Annotated in this window: 11 protein-coding genes; all 11 read right to left on the reverse strand. The window is 37.3% G+C overall.

Features of this window, described 5'->3' with window-relative positions:
- Positions 1 to 38: 38 nt before the first annotated feature.
- Complete coding sequence (locus WFZ86_RS15200; RefSeq protein WP_342692719.1) at positions 39 to 770, reverse strand: rhamnogalacturonan acetylesterase; 732 nt, start codon at positions 768 to 770, stop codon at positions 39 to 41.
- 7 nt (positions 771 to 777) lie between these two features.
- The gene (locus tag WFZ86_RS15205) at positions 778 to 2124 is read right to left on the reverse strand and encodes a glycoside hydrolase family 28 protein (RefSeq protein WP_342692720.1); all 1347 of its coding nucleotides are present in this window, start codon (positions 2122 to 2124) and stop codon (positions 778 to 780) included.
- Between the two features lie 229 nt (positions 2125 to 2353).
- Positions 2354 to 4363: a pectate lyase gene (pelA, locus tag WFZ86_RS15210; RefSeq protein WP_342692721.1), complete on the reverse strand. Its 2010-nt coding sequence runs from the start codon at positions 4361 to 4363 to the stop codon at positions 2354 to 2356.
- Between the two features lie 10 nt (positions 4364 to 4373).
- Positions 4374 to 5999, reverse strand: a complete 1626-nt coding sequence (locus WFZ86_RS15215; RefSeq protein ID WP_342692722.1) for a glycoside hydrolase family 43 protein — start codon at positions 5997 to 5999, stop codon at positions 4374 to 4376.
- 3 nt (positions 6000 to 6002) lie between these two features.
- Complete coding sequence (locus WFZ86_RS15220; RefSeq protein WP_342692723.1) at positions 6003 to 7202, reverse strand: glycoside hydrolase family 88/105 protein; 1200 nt, start codon at positions 7200 to 7202, stop codon at positions 6003 to 6005.
- Between the two features lie 23 nt (positions 7203 to 7225).
- On the reverse strand, positions 7226 to 8446 hold the full coding sequence (locus tag WFZ86_RS15225) for a glycoside hydrolase family 88/105 protein (RefSeq protein WP_342692724.1): 1221 nt from the start codon (positions 8444 to 8446) through the stop codon (positions 7226 to 7228).
- A gap of 5 nt (positions 8447 to 8451) precedes the next feature.
- Positions 8452 to 9411: a DUF4861 family protein gene (locus WFZ86_RS15230; protein WP_342692725.1), complete on the reverse strand. Its 960-nt coding sequence runs from the start codon at positions 9409 to 9411 to the stop codon at positions 8452 to 8454.
- Positions 9412 to 10311 (reverse strand): alpha/beta hydrolase fold domain-containing protein, encoded by a 900-nt coding sequence (locus WFZ86_RS15235; protein ID WP_342692726.1) that lies wholly within the window; start codon positions 10309 to 10311, stop codon positions 9412 to 9414. It abuts the gene before it with no gap.
- 205 nt (positions 10312 to 10516) lie between these two features.
- Complete coding sequence (locus tag WFZ86_RS15240) at positions 10517 to 12172, reverse strand: RagB/SusD family nutrient uptake outer membrane protein (protein WP_342692727.1); 1656 nt, start codon at positions 12170 to 12172, stop codon at positions 10517 to 10519.
- An 11-nt stretch (positions 12173 to 12183) separates the two neighbouring features.
- Positions 12184 to 15318, reverse strand: a complete 3135-nt coding sequence (locus tag WFZ86_RS15245; protein ID WP_342692728.1) for a SusC/RagA family TonB-linked outer membrane protein — start codon at positions 15316 to 15318, stop codon at positions 12184 to 12186.
- Positions 15319 to 15791: 473 nt separating this feature from the next.
- A complete protein-coding gene (locus WFZ86_RS15250) occupies positions 15792 to 17345 on the reverse strand; it encodes a DUF5123 domain-containing protein (protein WP_342692729.1) in 1554 nt (517 codons plus the stop codon).
- Positions 17346 to 17348: the final 3 nt, after the last annotated feature.

Consider the following 17348-nt stretch of genomic DNA (forward strand, 5'->3'; position numbering starts at 1 on the left):
ATGACGGAAGCTTTTTTTGTAGCGTTATGAGATAAAAATTATTTCACTTCTTTAGACAAGCGAATGTTGAGTGCTTTGATTTGTTGTGCGGCAATTTTAGCAATTTCTGTGGCTCCTTTTATAGATAAATGGGTGTTGTCATCGATTCCTTTTGGGATATAGCTATTTTCTCCCGGGGCAAAGTGCAGATGTAATTCTTTTGATTTTTCTACTCCGTAGGATTCCTCCAGAAGTTCCGTGTAGTATTGCATATCGATAAAAGGGACTTTGTATTCTTGTGCTACAAGCCTTAATTCTTGTGTGTAATCGCCGTGTGAGTCAATCAAAACACCTTGCTCATTGAAGGTTCTTCGGGTTATGGAAGAGAATAGGATAGGAGTGGCTCCTTTTTTTCTGGTTTCTTCTACAAAGCGAATCAAATTGTGTCGGTAGCTTGTGTGTGGGTTGGTATAACGAGTTGGGTCGGTTATTTTGCCATCGTTATGACCAAATTGTATAAAGACATAATCTCCTTTTTTTAAGGAATTATACACCGCGTCCCATAATTTTAAATCAATAAAACTGCGCGTGCTTCTGCCATTAACTGCGCGGTTGTCTATCACCACATTGTCTGAAAAAAAAGTGGGTAGCATTTGTCCCCATCCTCTTTCGGGGTTTTGTTCAGGTGCTACTTTGTTGGCCATAGTCGAATCGCCAATGGTATAAATCGTCGTTTTTTGTGCCCAACCGCTTAGGGTGATGCAGGCAATTAGTAGGAAGTACTTTTTCATTTTAATGTTATTTTACAGAAGTTGGTATACTCGCTTTTTCTCCAATGGTGACTTCGTTCAGTACTACATTTTCAGCGTTTTGGCTTGAAATGCCGTTTTTGGCCCATTGGATATGAATGTTATTAAAAAAAATATCTTTTATTTTTAAATCAGGATAGCCTTGAATCACAATGCCGGTTTGTGTGGCTTTGTTGCAAAGGATATTCGAAAAATTGATGTTGCTAATGCTTGAAGCATAACCACTGCCTTCGCCGTGGTAGTTGGAAGTGATGTGCAAGGCGTCTTCTACCTCGTCCAGTTGCAGATTGTTTACAAAAACATCTTTGATATAGCCACCTCGATCGGCATTGGTTTTTAGGTAAATGCCTCTTTTGAGGTAGCCAATCGTTTTGCAGTTTTCTACATAAATGTTTTGAATTCCAGCCGACATCTCGCTGCCCAACACTACTCCGTGCAAGCCTTTAAAATTGCAATTTCGTATGACAATGTTTTGGCTTGGGGTAGCGCTATTGGCTCTTCCTTCGTGGTCTCTTCCTGATTTTATGGCAATATTATCATCGGCATTATCAAAAGAAATGTTTTCGATTAGTACATCGCTAGCATATTCGGGGTCGATGCCGTCGTTATTGTTATTGAATGCTTTGTATTTTAAACCACGAACTGTGATGCTTTTGCTTTTTAACAAATGAATGCACCAAAATGGTGAATCTTCGATTTGAACATTTTCGATAAGAATATTTTTGGAGTCGATGAATTGAATGAGTTGCGGTCGCAGGTAATGTCCTTCTCCGAAAATTCGTTCTTTGATGGGAACATTTTGATGATTCATGTCCCTACTCAAAAGCTGGTCTTTCTTTTCGAGTGGTTTCCATTTGATCCAAGTGTTTTTTGCCTCTCCATCGATAGTTCCGTTTCCAGTGATGGCGATGTTTTCTAAACCAATTCCGTAAATCAATGGACTGTAATTGTATAGCATCGTGCCTTCCCAACTAGTTAACACCAGCGGATAATCTTTTGGATTAGAGCCAAATCGGATTTTGGCACCGTCTTCTAAATGCAAGTGAATATTGCTCACAAAATGAAGCGGCCCTTGTAACGTATAGACACCTTTTGGGACAAGGATTGTTCCGCCGTTTTTCTTTTTACAAAGCGCCATTGCTTTATCAAAAGCGGGTTTTGCATTGCTTATCGAATCTCCTTTGGCTCCCAATGCGGTTACTTTTATGGTAAAGGCAGGAATGGTGGGTAAAATGATACGATTTAATATGGTATTCACTTTTTCTGTGGGAAAAGCTGCGTTTTGCGCCCAACCACTTAGGCTGATGCAGACAAAGAAAAGCAGGTATTTTTTCATTTTTGGTGGCATTTATTATTTTGTTTTAAAGGTTGAAACCAAGAGTACAATTTCTTGGCTGCTAGCCCCGATTGCTTCGCCAGTTCGCTATCGCTCGGGTGTAGTGGAAATCCTTTTGTGCCGGTGTTCGGTACAAAAGATTACTTCGTCAGTTCACTATCGCTCGGGTGGAACGAATAGCGGGACTTTGTTTCCTGAAACGTCCCTTGTTGCTGTTCCTAAAAAATAGTTACTTAGAGGTTAAGTACCAATTTTTGATTTTGTCATTAAGAATGTTATCTATGGTGTACATTTTAGCTTCATTTTTGGTGAGTTGATGCGACCACGAGACTCTTTTTTGCGGTTGAAAGCCTACGCCAGAACAATTGTATTCGGCATAAAAGCTAGTTTTTTCGGCTTCGGGTTTTGACCAATTGTGCCATCCTTGCGGGAGAATATGGGCATCCATCGTGCAATTGATGAAAACGGTTTTCGCATAGATGCGCCAAGGTCTGCCCAAATAGACTTCTTTGACACTTGCGTCTGCCGTGAGTGTGCAGTTTTTGAAAACGTAGCCAAAAGTGCTGTCTTGAGGCGTTGAAGCTGCGGTGATATAGGAATCTTTTTTGCTGTGCAGTGTGCAGTTTTCGAACAAAACCGTGGCATCGCCAAAAATAAAATCGGTGGTGCCCTCGATGTAGCAATTTTTGAAATAGTTTTTGGTTCCCTCGCCCGAGGTGTATAGCGTGTCTTGGTTGCCTAAGAGATTGCAGTTTTCAATTTTTACCCGATTGGCGTTGACATTGAGCGCAACTGCTTGTCCAACCTCACCCGAACTATTTTCGATGGTTAAATTTTGAGCGATGAAATCGTTTCCTTCAACCAAAACGGTGTAGGTGTGGAAGGTGCTGTTTCGCCCTATATTCATTTTTTTGAAGTGGTCGTCAAAAGTGATAATCGTGTTTTCTTTGCTTTCGCCAATGAAGGAAATTTTGGTGTTCCAAGCGTGGATTTTTACTTTTTCGTAGTATTTTCCGTTTTTGATATAGATTATAATGCGTTGGTCGGGATAGGAACGAGCCGCATTTATGGCATCTTGAATCTTGGTGAAATTGCCAGATCCGTTAGCGTCTACCACAAAATAATTTTCATTGGTTAGTGGTTGTTGGTCTTTTTTTTTTGGTTCCTCTGTTTGGATTTTTTTCAGCCAATTGGGATATTTTTTTAGTACTTCTTTGGGTTCATTAGTGTACCAAGCGTAGCCGTTTCGTCTCTCGGGACCAATTTCTTCTATTGTTTTTTTCTTGATGCCATCTCGGTCACAAAAGAAAGGTTCGTTGGTGTCAAGCTCCATAAAGCGGGCCCAAATTGGCTCGGCATTTTCGGTGGCAGTCATTTTTTTATCGATAATTTTTCCAGCTTCATTTAGGATTCGTTCTTCTTTTAAATTTGTTATCTTAGTTGCTTCAAACCAAGTGACAGCACTTTTTACGGCTTGAATAATTTCAGGTGATGGGTTCTCGATAGACATCAACAGCAAGACAATTTTTGCCGATTCTTTTCCGCTCAACGAAGGCAATTCGTAGGCTCTGGCTTTTGCAGGAAGCAAAGTCACTTCGTCGTGTTGTGCGCACCAAGCGGTTAAGGTGTTGTTTTGTTTGTATTGTGTTTTTAGGATGCAATCAATGCCTTTGTCGAAAGCAACTTTGATTTGATTGACCAAAGCATCTGAAGGTTTTATGGCAAAATAATCGCTTTTGTCTTTCAGTTCTTTGAACATAAAAAGCAGATTGGCCATTGCATCATCATTGAAAGTGATGTGGGTGTAATAGCCTTTTTTATTAGGGAAAAACTGAGGCCAACCTCCATTAGCGTATTGGGCTTTGAGTAAGTAATCTAGACCCAACAAAAAGGCTTTTTGATAGCGTTCGTCTGTATTTTGGCGGTACATTTTGGATAGAAAAAGCATTTCCTGCGCCGTAGCACCATTGTCTATGGTGATTTCGTCGGTACTGTCTTTTTCGGAGAGTAGCTTTTTTTTCTCGGTATCATTTAGTTCTTTTTGTATTTGGATGTTTTTCGGCCAACCGCCAATAGAGCGTTGGTACAACAATACATTTTCGGCAATGGCAATGGCTTCAGGGCTGCTAAACCAAGGGCCTTCTTTCATCTCGGTAATGGCTTTCCAGCTTTTATTCAAGACTTGCGCGTAGGACAAACTTCCGACGCAGATACATAAAACAAGAATTATTTTCTTCATTTTTTGTGCTTTATTTTGTTACTCTAAACCAATCAATAACTACATTTCCAGCATCGTTGGTTGTTTCGTTTCGTAGTGCTAAAAAGCCAATTTTTGCGCCAATCCATTTTCCTTCTTTGGCACTAAAAGTCGTTACAATTGGCAGGAATTTTTGATTGTCTTCACTGAAATAGAAAAGGCATTGTCCACCAGCGGTTATTTGTACTCTTAGGAAGCAGGTATTGCTTTGTAGGGCGATGCTTTGGCTTTCTTTTTCGATTCCTTTTTTGTCTGCGCCGAGGCAAGTCACTTGAGATAACCAATAGCTATTGCCAAGTTTTTTCATTTTGAGATAACTGTAATTCAATCCCATTATGACTAAGCCTGTTTGTTCTTCGTCGGCTCTTGCATTGAAGGTGATTTTGGTTGTGACGGTCGCTTTTTCAGCGGGAATTTTTTGTAGTAACAAGTTCCCAATATCGAATAAATTAGTACTGTTTTTGGGTTTAGTTTGACAAAACAAGGTGTAGTAGCCTAGAGTAGAAGGGAAGCCCCAACTCACTTTTGGATTGGCGTGCCATTGCCATTGTAATCCTAATTTTGGTTCGCTGAACTCGTCACTTTCTACGGGAGTTTGTATTGGGAATGTCTTACCTACATTCGGTTTTTTGAAAACACTCACGGGTTCACCAATGCCGTTTTCGTTGGTATCAGTTCCTATGAAAGGCCAGTCGTTTTTCCAAATCATAGGTTGTAAATGCACGATTCTTCCATAAGCTCCTTTATCCTGAAAATGGAAAAACCAATCTTCTCCTTTTTGTGTTTGTACCCACGCACCTTGATGAGGCCCATTGATTTTTGAATTCCCTTGCTCGAGTACTACTTTTTTTTCATAAGGTCCGTATACGTTTTTGGATCTTAATACCAACTGCCAACCCGTGGCCACGCCTCCTGCAGGAGCAAAGATGTAATAGTATCCGTTGCGTTTGTAGAATTTTGGACCTTCAACTGTAGTATCGTTTGGGTGACCGTCAAATAAAATCACATCATCATTGTTAGCCAAAGTTCCTTCTGCATTGAGCGTGCAAAGCGCCAAAATACTTTTGATACCCGCACGACTACCGGCAAAAGCGTAGGTGAGGTATACTTTTCCATCTTCATCCCAAAGCGGGCTGGGATCAATTAATCCTTTTCCTTCCTTAACTAAGACGGGAGCAGACCAAGCCTGTTTTGGATCTTTGGTTTTGACCATATAAATACCATAATCGGGATCTGGATAGTAAATATAAAATTCATTATTGTGAAACCGAATACAAGGTGCCCATACACCATTACCGTGTTGCGGTTGGTCATACAACTCAAAAGGTGGTTGTTTTTGAAGGGCGTAATTTATAATGCTCCAGTTAATCATATCCTTTGAATGCAGAATTGGCAAACCCGGAATACAATTAAAGGAAGAAGCTGTCATATAGTAATCCTCATTGACCCTAATGACATCAGGATCTGAATAATCACTATGAAGTATAGGATTTTGATAGTTTCCATTCCCCAAATCGGCCACCCAAACTTGTGATGGGGAGCCGTTTTGGATTTCTTGCGCTGTACTTGTACCACAAACGCTGAAAATGAGCAATAAGAAACTGATTTTGAGCTTCATTGTTTATCGGTTTAATTCTAAGGCAGCAAGAATAAAGGGCCCTGTTGCTTTTGGGTCGTTGTCTTTTTTCTTTTCGTTTACATAGTACTCAAACGAGCCATCACGGTAGGGATTTCCGCCAAGTCCAGCAACAGCACAGGCTTGAGTGATAATCACTTCGCCATTCGCACCAATTTTGATTAATTGTTTGGTCATACCATCAAAGGCTCTCTGAGCGATTTTTTTATATTTTTTGGGTAAGTATCCTTTGTTGGCTCCTTTGGCAAAAGCATAAGCAAACATAGCCGTTCCAGACGCTTCTAAATAATTTCCACCAACTGCTCCTTTGTCGGTTACTTGGTACCAAAGCCCAGAAACATCCTGAAAGGGAGTTAATGCTGTAGCCAATTGGTTCAAATAGTTGACTAATTCTTTGTGTTTTGGATGATTTTTGGGCATATAATCTAAGACATCAACCAAGGCCATAGCATACCAACCCAAAGAACGAGACCAGAAATTTGGAGACGTCCCAGTCGTTTTGTTGGCCCAAGGCATTTGTTTGCTTTCGTCCCAACCATGATAAAGAAGTCCAGTCTTCGGATCACGATCATTTTTTTGAATGAGTTCAAATTGTTTTGCGATGTCGTCTAAACTTTTTCCGTTTTCAAAAGTCATAGTGTATTGGGTATAAAAGGGCTCTCCCATATATAATCCGTCCAACCACATTTGGTTAGGATATATTTTTTTGTGCCAAAATCCACCACTAGGAGTTCTGGGTTGTTCCTCGATTTGTTTTCTGAGCGTTTGCAATGCTTTTAGATACTTTTCCTCTTTGGTTTTGGCATAAATATCAAACAATAATCTACCGGCAACTACCATATCAATATTGTACGAATCGAATTTGTAGCTATCAATAGTTCCATCGTTTTGGATGAGTTTGTCTACATACGATTTTATGTATTCTGTGTATTTTGGGTTAGGATGTTTTTTATTCAATTCTTCCATTGAAGTCAAAACTAGTCCATGAACGTAATCCCATTTTGGAGAAGTAGCGTGATCGATCATGAAGGATTCTTTGTGCTGCAGCATTACTGTAGCGGCCATACGTTCTGACCATTTTAGTTTTTTAGGTATTTCTTGAGCTTGGAGATTATTACCAATCAAAATAAGGAGTAACCCTTGTAATAGGTATAGCAATTTGTTTCTTTTTATGTTTTTTTTCATTGGAAATGATTTAAATAGTAATTTTATTTATTTAGTTCGAGGGCTGATAGCATAAAAGCACCAACGCCCGCAGAACTATCGTTTTTGTTATTTGATTTTGTATAAAATTGATAAGAACCATCTCTAAAAGGGATTCCCCCAAGACCAAAATTAGAGCATATTTGAGTGAGATGAAGCTCACCATCATCATCCACTTTGCAATATTTTTTGATGATTTCATCAAAGGCTTTAGTTGCATTAACTTTATATTTGGATGGTAAATAGCCTTTTTTAATTCCTTTTGCTATGGTGTAAATGAACATACAAGTACTAGAAGTTTCCAAGAAATTACCCGTTTCATTGGCTTTGTCTGTTACTTGGAACCACAGGCCAGAAGGGTTCTGATATTCGATTACCCCTTTGATTAATTGGTTCAAATTGCCTACTAATTCTTTATGTTTTGGATGTTTCTTTGGAAAATAATCTAATACATCAACTAACGCCATAGCATACCAACCAATGGCTCTTGACCAAACGGTTGGCGAAGTCCCTGTTACAGGATTTGACCATGCTATTTGCTTGCTTTCGTCCCAAGCATGATAAAACAGACCTGTTTTTGGATCTATGAAATGCGTTTGTACAAGTTGGAATTGAAGCGCAATATCATTTAGGTTTTCACCTTTCTCATAAGTTACAGTATAACGTGTGTAAAAAGGAGTTTGCATATACAAACCATCCAACCACATTTGATTGGGATAAATTTGTTTGTGCCAAAAACCACCACTAGCCGTTCTGGGGTGTTCCTTGAGTTGGTTTCTCAAAAGTGTTAAGGCTTTTAGGTAGCGAATCTCTTTGGTTTCCTTATAAATGTTGAAAAGCAATTTTCCAGGTTCGATTAAATCAATATTGTATTCTTTTGAATTATAGTTGGCAATAGTTCCCGAACTATCAATAAAAGAATCTATATATTCTTTACTGTAGTTTTGATAGACTTGATTATGACTTTTTTGGTATAACTTTTCAAAAGCACTAAGAACAAATCCAATTTTGTAATCCCATTTGGGTTTTTCATTATTGTCTATTTGCCAAATTTTGGGATGACGTTTCATTATCGAAAGCGCCATTCGCTCTGACCATTTGAGAGTACTAGCGATTGTATTGCTCTTTTTGGAATCAATTGTAGGGCTTTGGTTTTGAGCCATAGTTTCGTTATTGACAGAAATCAATAACGCTAAACAACAATAGATCCATTTATAGATAGCCATTTTTATTAAATTTTACCTTTTTTGTTGAGTTCGTTGAGTTTTTCATCTAAGTATTTTACAAATGCTTCTTTGCTTTTAATACCGTCTTTTTCTTGTTCCCAGGCACCTAAAAAGTAAAAGGTTACGGCTTGGGTTGAAGGTTTGAAAACTAAAAGATGATCAAACTCTGCATCAACTTCTGATTCTATGTTAGTAACTTCATATAAAATGGCCATCCCTAGTTGATCCGGAATTAGCGATTGAGTGCCATAAGTGGCGAGATAAGCCCATTTTTTATTTTGGCTCACTTTTTTGAAGATTTCCGTATTTTTTTGTTTTACAATTCCTGTGCAAATACCACTAATTGCTTTAGAGGCTTGGATGTTATGTTGGGTGTGGCGTTGGTTTGGAGTAATCGTTAACTGAGAGGTAAAATCAATTTTTTCTCCCGCTGTTTTCCAACCGTAGTAATTGATTTTTACCCCAGAAGATTTGGATTTATTCTCCACTTTTGCGAGAGTAGAATCGACTTCATAAAAATGTAATCTTTGATTGTTTAGGTAGCGGTCTATGGAGCCAATTCCAATTCCTTTTCCTGCTTTAAGGATGTCGGCACCCCAATCACTCATTTCATGATAGGAGTCAAAACCATCTTGTCCGACTTGCGGCAAAACAATCGCTTCGGTTTTTTTTCCAAAAATGTCAATGGCATTTCTCCAATCTAGGTACAATCGGTAGCCAATTTTGTTGCTTTCCCAGCCTGGACCTTCGTAACGGATATCAAAGGAATGATCTGTATGTTCTGGTGCTAGTTTCAATTTTTGAACATTTTTGAAGGTACCACCGATGTATTTTCGACCTTCCCATTTTCCGCCTTCTTTCACAGAAATTTCAGCGTAGGTTTTGGCCTTTTTATTCAAAGTTTGGGCATTGGCTTGGTAGACACCCATTAGGGCTAAACAAGCTAGTAGCTGTAGTGTTTTCATTTATTCTTTTTTTAGTATTTTATCTAGAAATTGGGTTGTAAAAGTTACGGTTTTTTCGAACCATGGATTAAAAAACCAGAAAGAATGTGGTGATTTTTCGAAAGTTTTTATCTCGCTGTAAATTTCATTTTGGTTTAAAATACGAATCATATCATCTCTTCCAGCATGAAATCGATTCCATTGGCTATTCACAAAAAGAATAGGAGGAGTGTTTTTGTTGGTATGGGTAAGTGCTGAGGCTGCTATCCAATTTTTGGAATTTTCTTCATAGGTTCCTCCCAACCATTCTGCTGCGATTTTACCTTCTTCCGATTCTGGATGATGAAAAGCTAAAATACCATCTAAATCAACAATGGCTTGTATTTCGTTTGGAGAAGTGGTACCAAGTAAAGCAGCCATTTGTCCTCCTGAAGAACAGCCCAAAATGGCTATTTTATTTGGATCACTATTGAAACGCACTGCATTTTTGATAATGAAAGCGATAGCTTCTTTTACATCATTGTAGCCAGCTGGATATTTGGCTTCTGGGGATAATCGATATTCAATGGCAAAACAGTTGTATTCTTTTACAGCAATTGCAGTTGCTAGGTTTTCCATCTGAGATTTATCTCCAGATTTCCATCCGCCACCGTGTAACAGAATAATTGCGGGAAGCTTTTTTTTGGATTGAAATAAATAAGAGTCAAGATGAAGGTCGCGAGTTGCTGTTTGTTGGTAAACTATTTGTTTTTCAGATTTTATGTTTTCATTGTGCAAGGTTTTGGCAATGCTAATGAAAGGGAATTTCTTTATTTCTTTTTGATACGTATTCGATATCGTGTAGGAGGTATCCTTTGGGAAAGTCGATTGTGCTCCTACAAGGAAGGGAAGAAAAACGAATAGTATAAAAAAGTTTTTCATACGTGTTATTTTATCTTTCAGCGATGCTTAATGGGCTTAGCTTTTGCCAACTTGATGATGATTGTATGGCTTGTTTTTAATTATTTTTTGATTCTTTTATCAAATTATAATTAGATCTTCACTTAAAAAAGGAGTTTGGTATGATTACACCAAACTCCTAATTACTAAAACAAAAGCTTAAACCAATAAAATAATAATAATGCGATTAATAAGCAGGGTTTTGTGGATAATTAGTACTTCTGTTTAAATCCAGCACCGTTTGTGGAATAGGTCTTAGGATTTTTAAGTTACCATTTAGTCCATTAAACACACTTGCATTTGTAATTTTTGGATTGTGTAAAACTGTTCTGGTCACCAAAGTACCTGTGCGTTTCAAATCAAACCATCTGTGATATTCCCCTAGTAGTTCTCTTGCTCTTTCGTCTAGGATGGTATTGATATCAATTGAAGTCAATACAGGAATTACACCTGCTGTTCCACCACCAGCTCTACGTCTTACTTCGTTTAATCTTGCCAAAGCATTTACGGTGTTACCAGCTTTAAGATACGCTTCTGCGGCAACTAAATAGGTTTCTCCCAAACGAGAAATAATAAAGTCACGAGTACTTACTCTGTTGTTGGTGGCAGTTCCGTAAGGTGCGGTTGGGTCATCAAATTTACGGACTGGGATGGTAGCATAATCAGCACTTACATTAGAGGATGAAGAATAGGTTCCCCAGTCATGGTATCTAAAGGTTGCTGCATTTTGATATCTAGAAGCATTGGCTGTTTTCCAAGCAGCTCTATCCGCTGTTGTAAACCAACTTGGTTCATAAAAGTCAGTGATTTTTAAAGCCGTTTTATCTACTACTTCATAATAGGCATAATATCTTGAATAAATTTCGGTCATGAAGGTTCCTTCCCATCTCCTATCTCCTTTTTCATACAAGGAAAGCGCATAAACGGTAGGCAATAGGGTGTAACTTCTGTTTGGATAAGGATTGCCAGTAGCTGCTGGTCCAAGATATGGACCAAAATAGTAGCCTTGAGCGTTTCCTAGAGTAGCTACTCCTGTTGCGTTTGTAGCAGCAGAGAATTGTACAGAAAAAATAGTTTCGGCATTCATTTCATTTCCAGGACGAACTACATTATCAAAAGAGACATTCAATTGTTGTCCATTAATTACTTGATCTGCTAAAGAGGCAGCAGTAGTAAAGTCAGCCGATGTGCCAAAACTTTCATATCCTTTGGTTAAGTATACTTTGGCTAATAAGTTTTGAACTGCACGTCTGTTTACTCTTCCAGTATAAGCTCCTGTGCTCACTGCGGGTAAAGCCTCATTTAAGTCTTTCAAGATTTGTGTGTACACTTCTTCTGCAGTATTTCTGTCAAAGGCCAAAATAGCGGTGTTAATACTCTCTAAAACAATTGGAACGCCACCATAGGTTTGGACTAATAAAAAATATGCATTAGCTCTTAAGAATTTTAATTCGCCAATTCGAGTACTTAAATTTGGACTTTGAGCAGTTAAATTAGCATAATACAAACCTTTGTTGGCTTGTTGTATCGAAGCATAACACGTTCTGTACAGTTGATCAACCCCTTGTGAAGTTGGGTTAAGGTTGAGGTATCTGCTTAAACCATCTGGTTCCATATTTCTTCCTTCAGAATACATATCAGTTCCAGCTTCAAATAGCCAGGGATCTCCTCCGTAAATGTCTTTTAGCATGGAATAATTGGTATTAACCAAGGATTCAAATCCAGCTGTTGTTAGAAAATATTCTTCAGCTGCAGCAAAAGAACGATTATCTTCTTCTATAAAAGAGGAACAAGAATTAAGTGAGAGGACCAATATACCTAAAATTACTATAACTTTTTTCATTTTACTTTACTTTAAAATTTTAAACTTACACCCATTTGAATGGTGGTTGATGCTACACGATTTACTCCAAGAGAGGCAGTTGCCCATTCTGGATCATATCCTTCATATTCTGTAAATACAAAAGGATTCAATACATTGACATACAATCTTAAGTTTTTGATTTTTAGCTTGTTTAATAATTCTTGATTAAAACTGTATCCAAAAGCTATATTTTGAATTTTTACAAATGAAGCGTCTTTATAAAAAGCAACATCGTTATTGGTATAATATACACCAGCTGCACGTGGAAGTGGGTTCGTGTTAGAGAATTGTGCTGGTACCCCCGCACCATTTGCAGGAACATACCAGTCTTTTAAATCTAATTTTTGACGCCCTCTGTCGTTTACATCGGCAAAGTTGTTGTGAAAGTCACTAAATACTGTCATTCCTTGATTGGTGATCAATGATAATGAGAAATCAAATTGTTTTACTTTTAAAGAAGTTGAAAAACTTCCAGTCCATTTAGGATCGTAGTTACCTATGATGGCACGGTCGTTATTTCCGTCAATTTTACCATCGTTATTTAGATCTTTTACACGTGCTTCTCCAGGTAATTGTCCGTAAGTAGCAGCCAAAGTTCTATCGCTTTCTTGCCAAATTCCATCAAAAACAAAGTTGTAGTAAGAGTGAATATTTTCTCCTAAAAACAAATTATTTCCCACATCACTAACTTCTTTCTGATTATAAATTGAAACTAATTCATTCACATTTTTGGTGAACGTAAAACTAGTTTCCCAAGTAATATCTTCTGTTTGGATGTTTTTGGTAGTCAAAGCTACTTCAATTCCTTTGTTGCTTACAGAACCTACGTTTGATGTTATGGTAGGTACACCAATTTCTAACGGAAGAGCTTGTTGGAATAATAAATCTTTAGATAAACGATCGTATACATCTACACTTCCTGAGATTCGGTTTTGAGCAAATCCAAAATCAACCCCAAAGTTTACCTCTCTGGTTCTTTCCCAAGTAAGTTCGCTATTACCTAAACTTGCAGGGATGTAACCATTGGCTAAGGTATTGTTAAAGTCATAATAAGTTGGAGTTTTCAAAACACTTAAGCTTGAATAAGGTGTTACGTTGTCGTTTCCTGTATATCCAATACTTGCTCTAAGTTTGAAGTTACTGATAAAAGTTAAGTTTTTCATGAAGCCTTCTTCGTTGATTTTCCATCCCACAGCGATAGAGGGAAATGAAGCCCATTTATTACCTTTAGCCAAAACTGAAGAGCCATCATATCTTGTAGTGGCAGTCAATAAATAACGTCCTTTGAAGGTATAGTTCAATCTTGCAGCATAAGAGTTCAAAGTATTTTTAAAATAATTTGATGCTACATTATAAGTAGATTGCGGTCCAGAACCTAAATTGTAATATCCGGTATCGAAAGGGTTTTCTCTTGAAGATAAAAAAGAAGTTTCAGTTACATTAGAATACAAACTCTGAAGTCCCAAGAAACTGAAAACATGATCTTCTTTGAGAGTATAATTGATATTGAATTGATTGTCCCAAGTAAAATTAAAATTATCTAGGTTTTCAATTTCGCCAGAAGGTAAGTTTTTATTAGCGATACCAATATTAGTTTGTGCACCAAATGCTTTTCCACGTTTTGACTCTACTTTTCCTGCTGAGAAAGTCGATTTGAACGATAACCAGCTATTAGCTTTATATTCTGCAAATAAATTTCCTATGGTTGTCCAACTATTTCTTTCGTCGCTAGAGTTAGCAATTTCTAAAAGTGGGTTTATTGAACCTGTTTTGTTGATTGCCAAAGTGTTGTTTGGGTATCTCAATGTTCCTGGTTGTAAAGCATAAGTGCCGATAATTTCATTTCCAGCGGCATCAATTGCCCATGGCGATGTAAACGGATTTTGTCTAAAGGCTTCTTGCATCGCGGTTGGACTACCCAATTGTTCGTCTGTCTTGGCTATAGTCAAATTTACTCCCAATGAGAATTTATCATTTATTTTATGAGTAAGTCCCGCTTTGAAAGTGTATTTGTCAATACTTTCATTTTCGATATTACCCGTTTCTTTTTGTTGTCCTATAGCCAAATTGTAGGCTACTCCATTATCAGCTCTTCCAGAAACAGATAAGTAATTATTTTGTGTCATTGCTCCTCTCAGTACGGCATCTGTCCAATTGAAGGTTTGATTTCTTGCTACTCTTTGGAAAAGTACATTATTTGAACCACTAGCTCCGACGTTATTGTTTAATAATGTAGGAGTTACATCGGCATATGTTCTTATAGTTGCTGAAAGCGAAGTAGGTAAGAAAGCTGCTTGGTGATACAACCACCATTTTTCACCACTCATAAATTTAGGTAAACGTGCTACTTGTTTGTTACCATATGACGTTTCGTAAGAGACATTAAATCCAGACTTTGCGTTGGCACCACCTTTGGTCGTTACGATAATTACCCCACTAGCTCCTCTTGAACCGTAAATGGCTGCTGATGAAGCATCTTTTAAAACATCCATTCGGGCAATATCTTGAGGGTTCAAGAAATCGATTCCATCTGCTGGTACACCATCAATGATAAAAAGGGGTTTGGAGCCATCTTTATTAATGGAGTTGGCTCCCCTAATGATTACATTAAATCCATCACCTAGACGACCTGAATTAGAGGTAACTTGAACACCCGCAATACCTCCTTGAATGGCTTCCAGCGGATTGGTTACATTTCGTTCGGTTATTTTTGCAGATGTAAGGGTGTTGATAGAGCCAGTCAAATCTGTTTTCTTGGCCGTACCGTATCCTACTACTACAACTTCTTTTAAACTTTGTTCTTCAGGTTGTAATGCAATATTCATCACTTCTCCAGTAACCTTTACCGTTCTTGATTGATGCCCTACATAGCTTACGGTAAGTGTAGCATTAAGGCTACTTACTTTTATGGCAAATTTTCCATCAAAATCAGTTGAGCTGGAATTGTTTGTGCCTTTTTCAATGATATTTGCTCCAGGGATTGGAAGACCTGCATTGTCGGTAATTTTACCCGTGATAGTGGTCAAACTTTGCGCATACGTTTCATTTGCTAAGAGTAAACAGAGCAAAAACGAGAACAACCAAAGTAGATGTAGTTTTTTACTTGAAAAGTGGTTCAATTTCATAGTTTAAAAATGTTAATAGTTAGTTTTTTTGGTTTCTTCTACATGGAGAGATTTCTTTTCTTTTTTTCGAAATCGATTGAGGTTTTTTGAAAAGCTTTTGTATCTGGATGTATTCAAAAATAAATTATTAAATGTAATCGATTACACAAAACTAATATTATTTTCGATATAAACAAAAAAAAGCAATAAAAAAAACAGGTAGTAAAAAAAAATATGTTATTTTTTATGATATTTATATATTATTTGTCTTTTTACTGATTTTTTTTTATTGTTTTTTATTTAAAACTAATTTAGATGATAGTATGTTTAAAATATTGTAATCGATAACAATAGTTGTTTTAATTGTAATTCTATTACTAAGGTTCTAAATTGATGAAGTAAATGAAGTGCTAAGTGCTTGTTTTATAGGGTAAAAAAAAACGAGACATATCATAAAGTATGTCTCGTTCTTGAGTTGCTATTTATTTACAGAATTAACGCCAGCGAGGGTCACCAATTTTGGAATCAATTAAACTTTGATTTTTAAGTTTGAAATCGCCAGTAGTAGCATTAGTAAATTGTGGATCTAAGGTGGTGTGCGTACCAGAATTATCAAATTTTATCGGAGAGGCAGCAGCAGAGAAAAGTGCTGTAGCATTAAAATAATTGTTTTTAGAGAAAGTGGGTACTGTTGTTCCCGCTTGATTTGAATAGGTAGCTGTGGTTTGTGCAAATAGGGTATTGCTAACTGATAAAACATTGGTCACAAAGCGTACATAAAGAATTCTATTTCCTGCTGCATTACATACATTGTATAGTGTACAACTATCAATATTTACTTTTGTAGTTATTCCTGTGCCAGAAAGTCCCGATGCCGCATCAATACGGATAAAGTCTCTAGTTGGTGCACAATTGTTGAATGTACTGTTTTTAATGGTTAAATCGCTAACATGAGTAGTTCTAAAATCAATAAAATCACCACTATTAGTTGTGATGTTGGTTACTATGCAGTTGTCTATGGTAATCGATGGAACTTTAGAACTGGCCACATTACCTCCTAGTAGGGAACGATCGAAATCATGAATGTTGCATCCACTGATGACCAATGGCCCATAAGTGGTACTTGTAGAATTGTAGCGAATAGCGTCTGTTAATGTTTTGTCACCATTCATGTCTAAGTCTAACAAAGTAATGTCTGCAGCGCCACTGGTTACTAGAAAATTCACATGTAATAAGGGTTTGTTGTAACTATATAAGCCTCTGATTGTAATAGGTTTGTTGATTGTGATTGTACCCGAGAAAGCTTTGTAGTCTCCAGGAGCCAAAACAAGAATCGCACCTGAAGCCGCATTGGTTATTTTATCATTTAAATTGTCTTCGGGCTTAATAAGTATTCCATTTCCGATATCAATTCCTGTTTTGAACGTCGTGTTTCCTCTTTTTTTTGTGTTGTTGAATAACTCAGCAGTGTATTGTGTTTCACCGGTCAAACCAGTGATTATTGCTATTCCTTTTGTTTTTTCTTCTACTGTTAAGTCGCGTTGTATTGCTCCAGGATTTAAGGTAATATGAGTTACATTACTATTAGCCACCCATCTTAAAGTAGCTTGTTTAGCTTCAATTTCGGATTCAATTATGGCTAAAAATAATTGTTCAGATAATGTTTTGGCTGTAATTACGGACCATTTTGAATCGTCAAGTCCTGTTGCGCTAATTCCTTTTACTCTTATGGAGTAGGTGGTTTCTCCTTCAAGTGCTACTTGAACAGGAAGTTCTTTGGCAGTTACTTTGACTGTTTTGAAAATGGTTTTGAATTCGGTATCATCGGCACTAAATTCCACAACATAATAGTCGATTGCTTCGCTGGTTGTCCAGTTAAGTTCTACTGTTGTTTGATTTTTTACCTTGGCTGTTAGTCCAATGGGAGAAAAGGCTCTATCGGTTATTAAACTGTCAATTAATTCTTCGTTATAGTTTTCGCAACTGCTTGCTATTAAGGCTATAAAGAAGAATGATAGTAAGCCTTTTAGGATATGTTTTGTTTTCATGGT

The sequence above is a fragment of the Flavobacterium polysaccharolyticum genome (assembly GCF_038739875.1).
In the GTDB taxonomy this organism is placed as follows: domain Bacteria; phylum Bacteroidota; class Bacteroidia; order Flavobacteriales; family Flavobacteriaceae; genus Flavobacterium; species Flavobacterium polysaccharolyticum.

What these genes read in the sequence shown, in the direction of transcription:
- WFZ86_RS15225 (WP_342692724.1), bottom strand. Translation starts at nt 8,446, where the DNA reads ATGGCTATCTATAAATGGATCTATTGTTGTTTAGCGTTATTGATTTCT.
- WFZ86_RS15240 (WP_342692727.1), bottom strand. Translation starts at nt 12,172, where the DNA reads ATGAAAAAAGTTATAGTAATTTTAGGTATATTGGTCCTCTCACTTAAT.
- WFZ86_RS15205 (WP_342692720.1), bottom strand. Translation starts at nt 2,124, where the DNA reads ATGAAAAAATACCTGCTTTTCTTTGTCTGCATCAGCCTAAGTGGTTGG.
- WFZ86_RS15250 (WP_342692729.1), bottom strand. Translation starts at nt 17,345, where the DNA reads ATGAAAACAAAACATATCCTAAAAGGCTTACTATCATTCTTCTTTATA.
- WFZ86_RS15245 (WP_342692728.1), bottom strand. Translation starts at nt 15,318, where the DNA reads ATGAAATTGAACCACTTTTCAAGTAAAAAACTACATCTACTTTGGTTG.
- WFZ86_RS15235 (WP_342692726.1), bottom strand. Translation starts at nt 10,311, where the DNA reads ATGAAAAACTTTTTTATACTATTCGTTTTTCTTCCCTTCCTTGTAGGA.
- WFZ86_RS15200 (WP_342692719.1), bottom strand. Translation starts at nt 770, where the DNA reads ATGAAAAAGTACTTCCTACTAATTGCCTGCATCACCCTAAGCGGTTGG.
- pelA (WP_342692721.1), bottom strand. Translation starts at nt 4,363, where the DNA reads ATGAAGAAAATAATTCTTGTTTTATGTATCTGCGTCGGAAGTTTGTCC.
- WFZ86_RS15220 (WP_342692723.1), bottom strand. Translation starts at nt 7,202, where the DNA reads ATGAAAAAAAACATAAAAAGAAACAAATTGCTATACCTATTACAAGGG.
- WFZ86_RS15215 (WP_342692722.1), bottom strand. Translation starts at nt 5,999, where the DNA reads ATGAAGCTCAAAATCAGTTTCTTATTGCTCATTTTCAGCGTTTGTGGT.
- WFZ86_RS15230 (WP_342692725.1), bottom strand. Translation starts at nt 9,411, where the DNA reads ATGAAAACACTACAGCTACTAGCTTGTTTAGCCCTAATGGGTGTCTAC.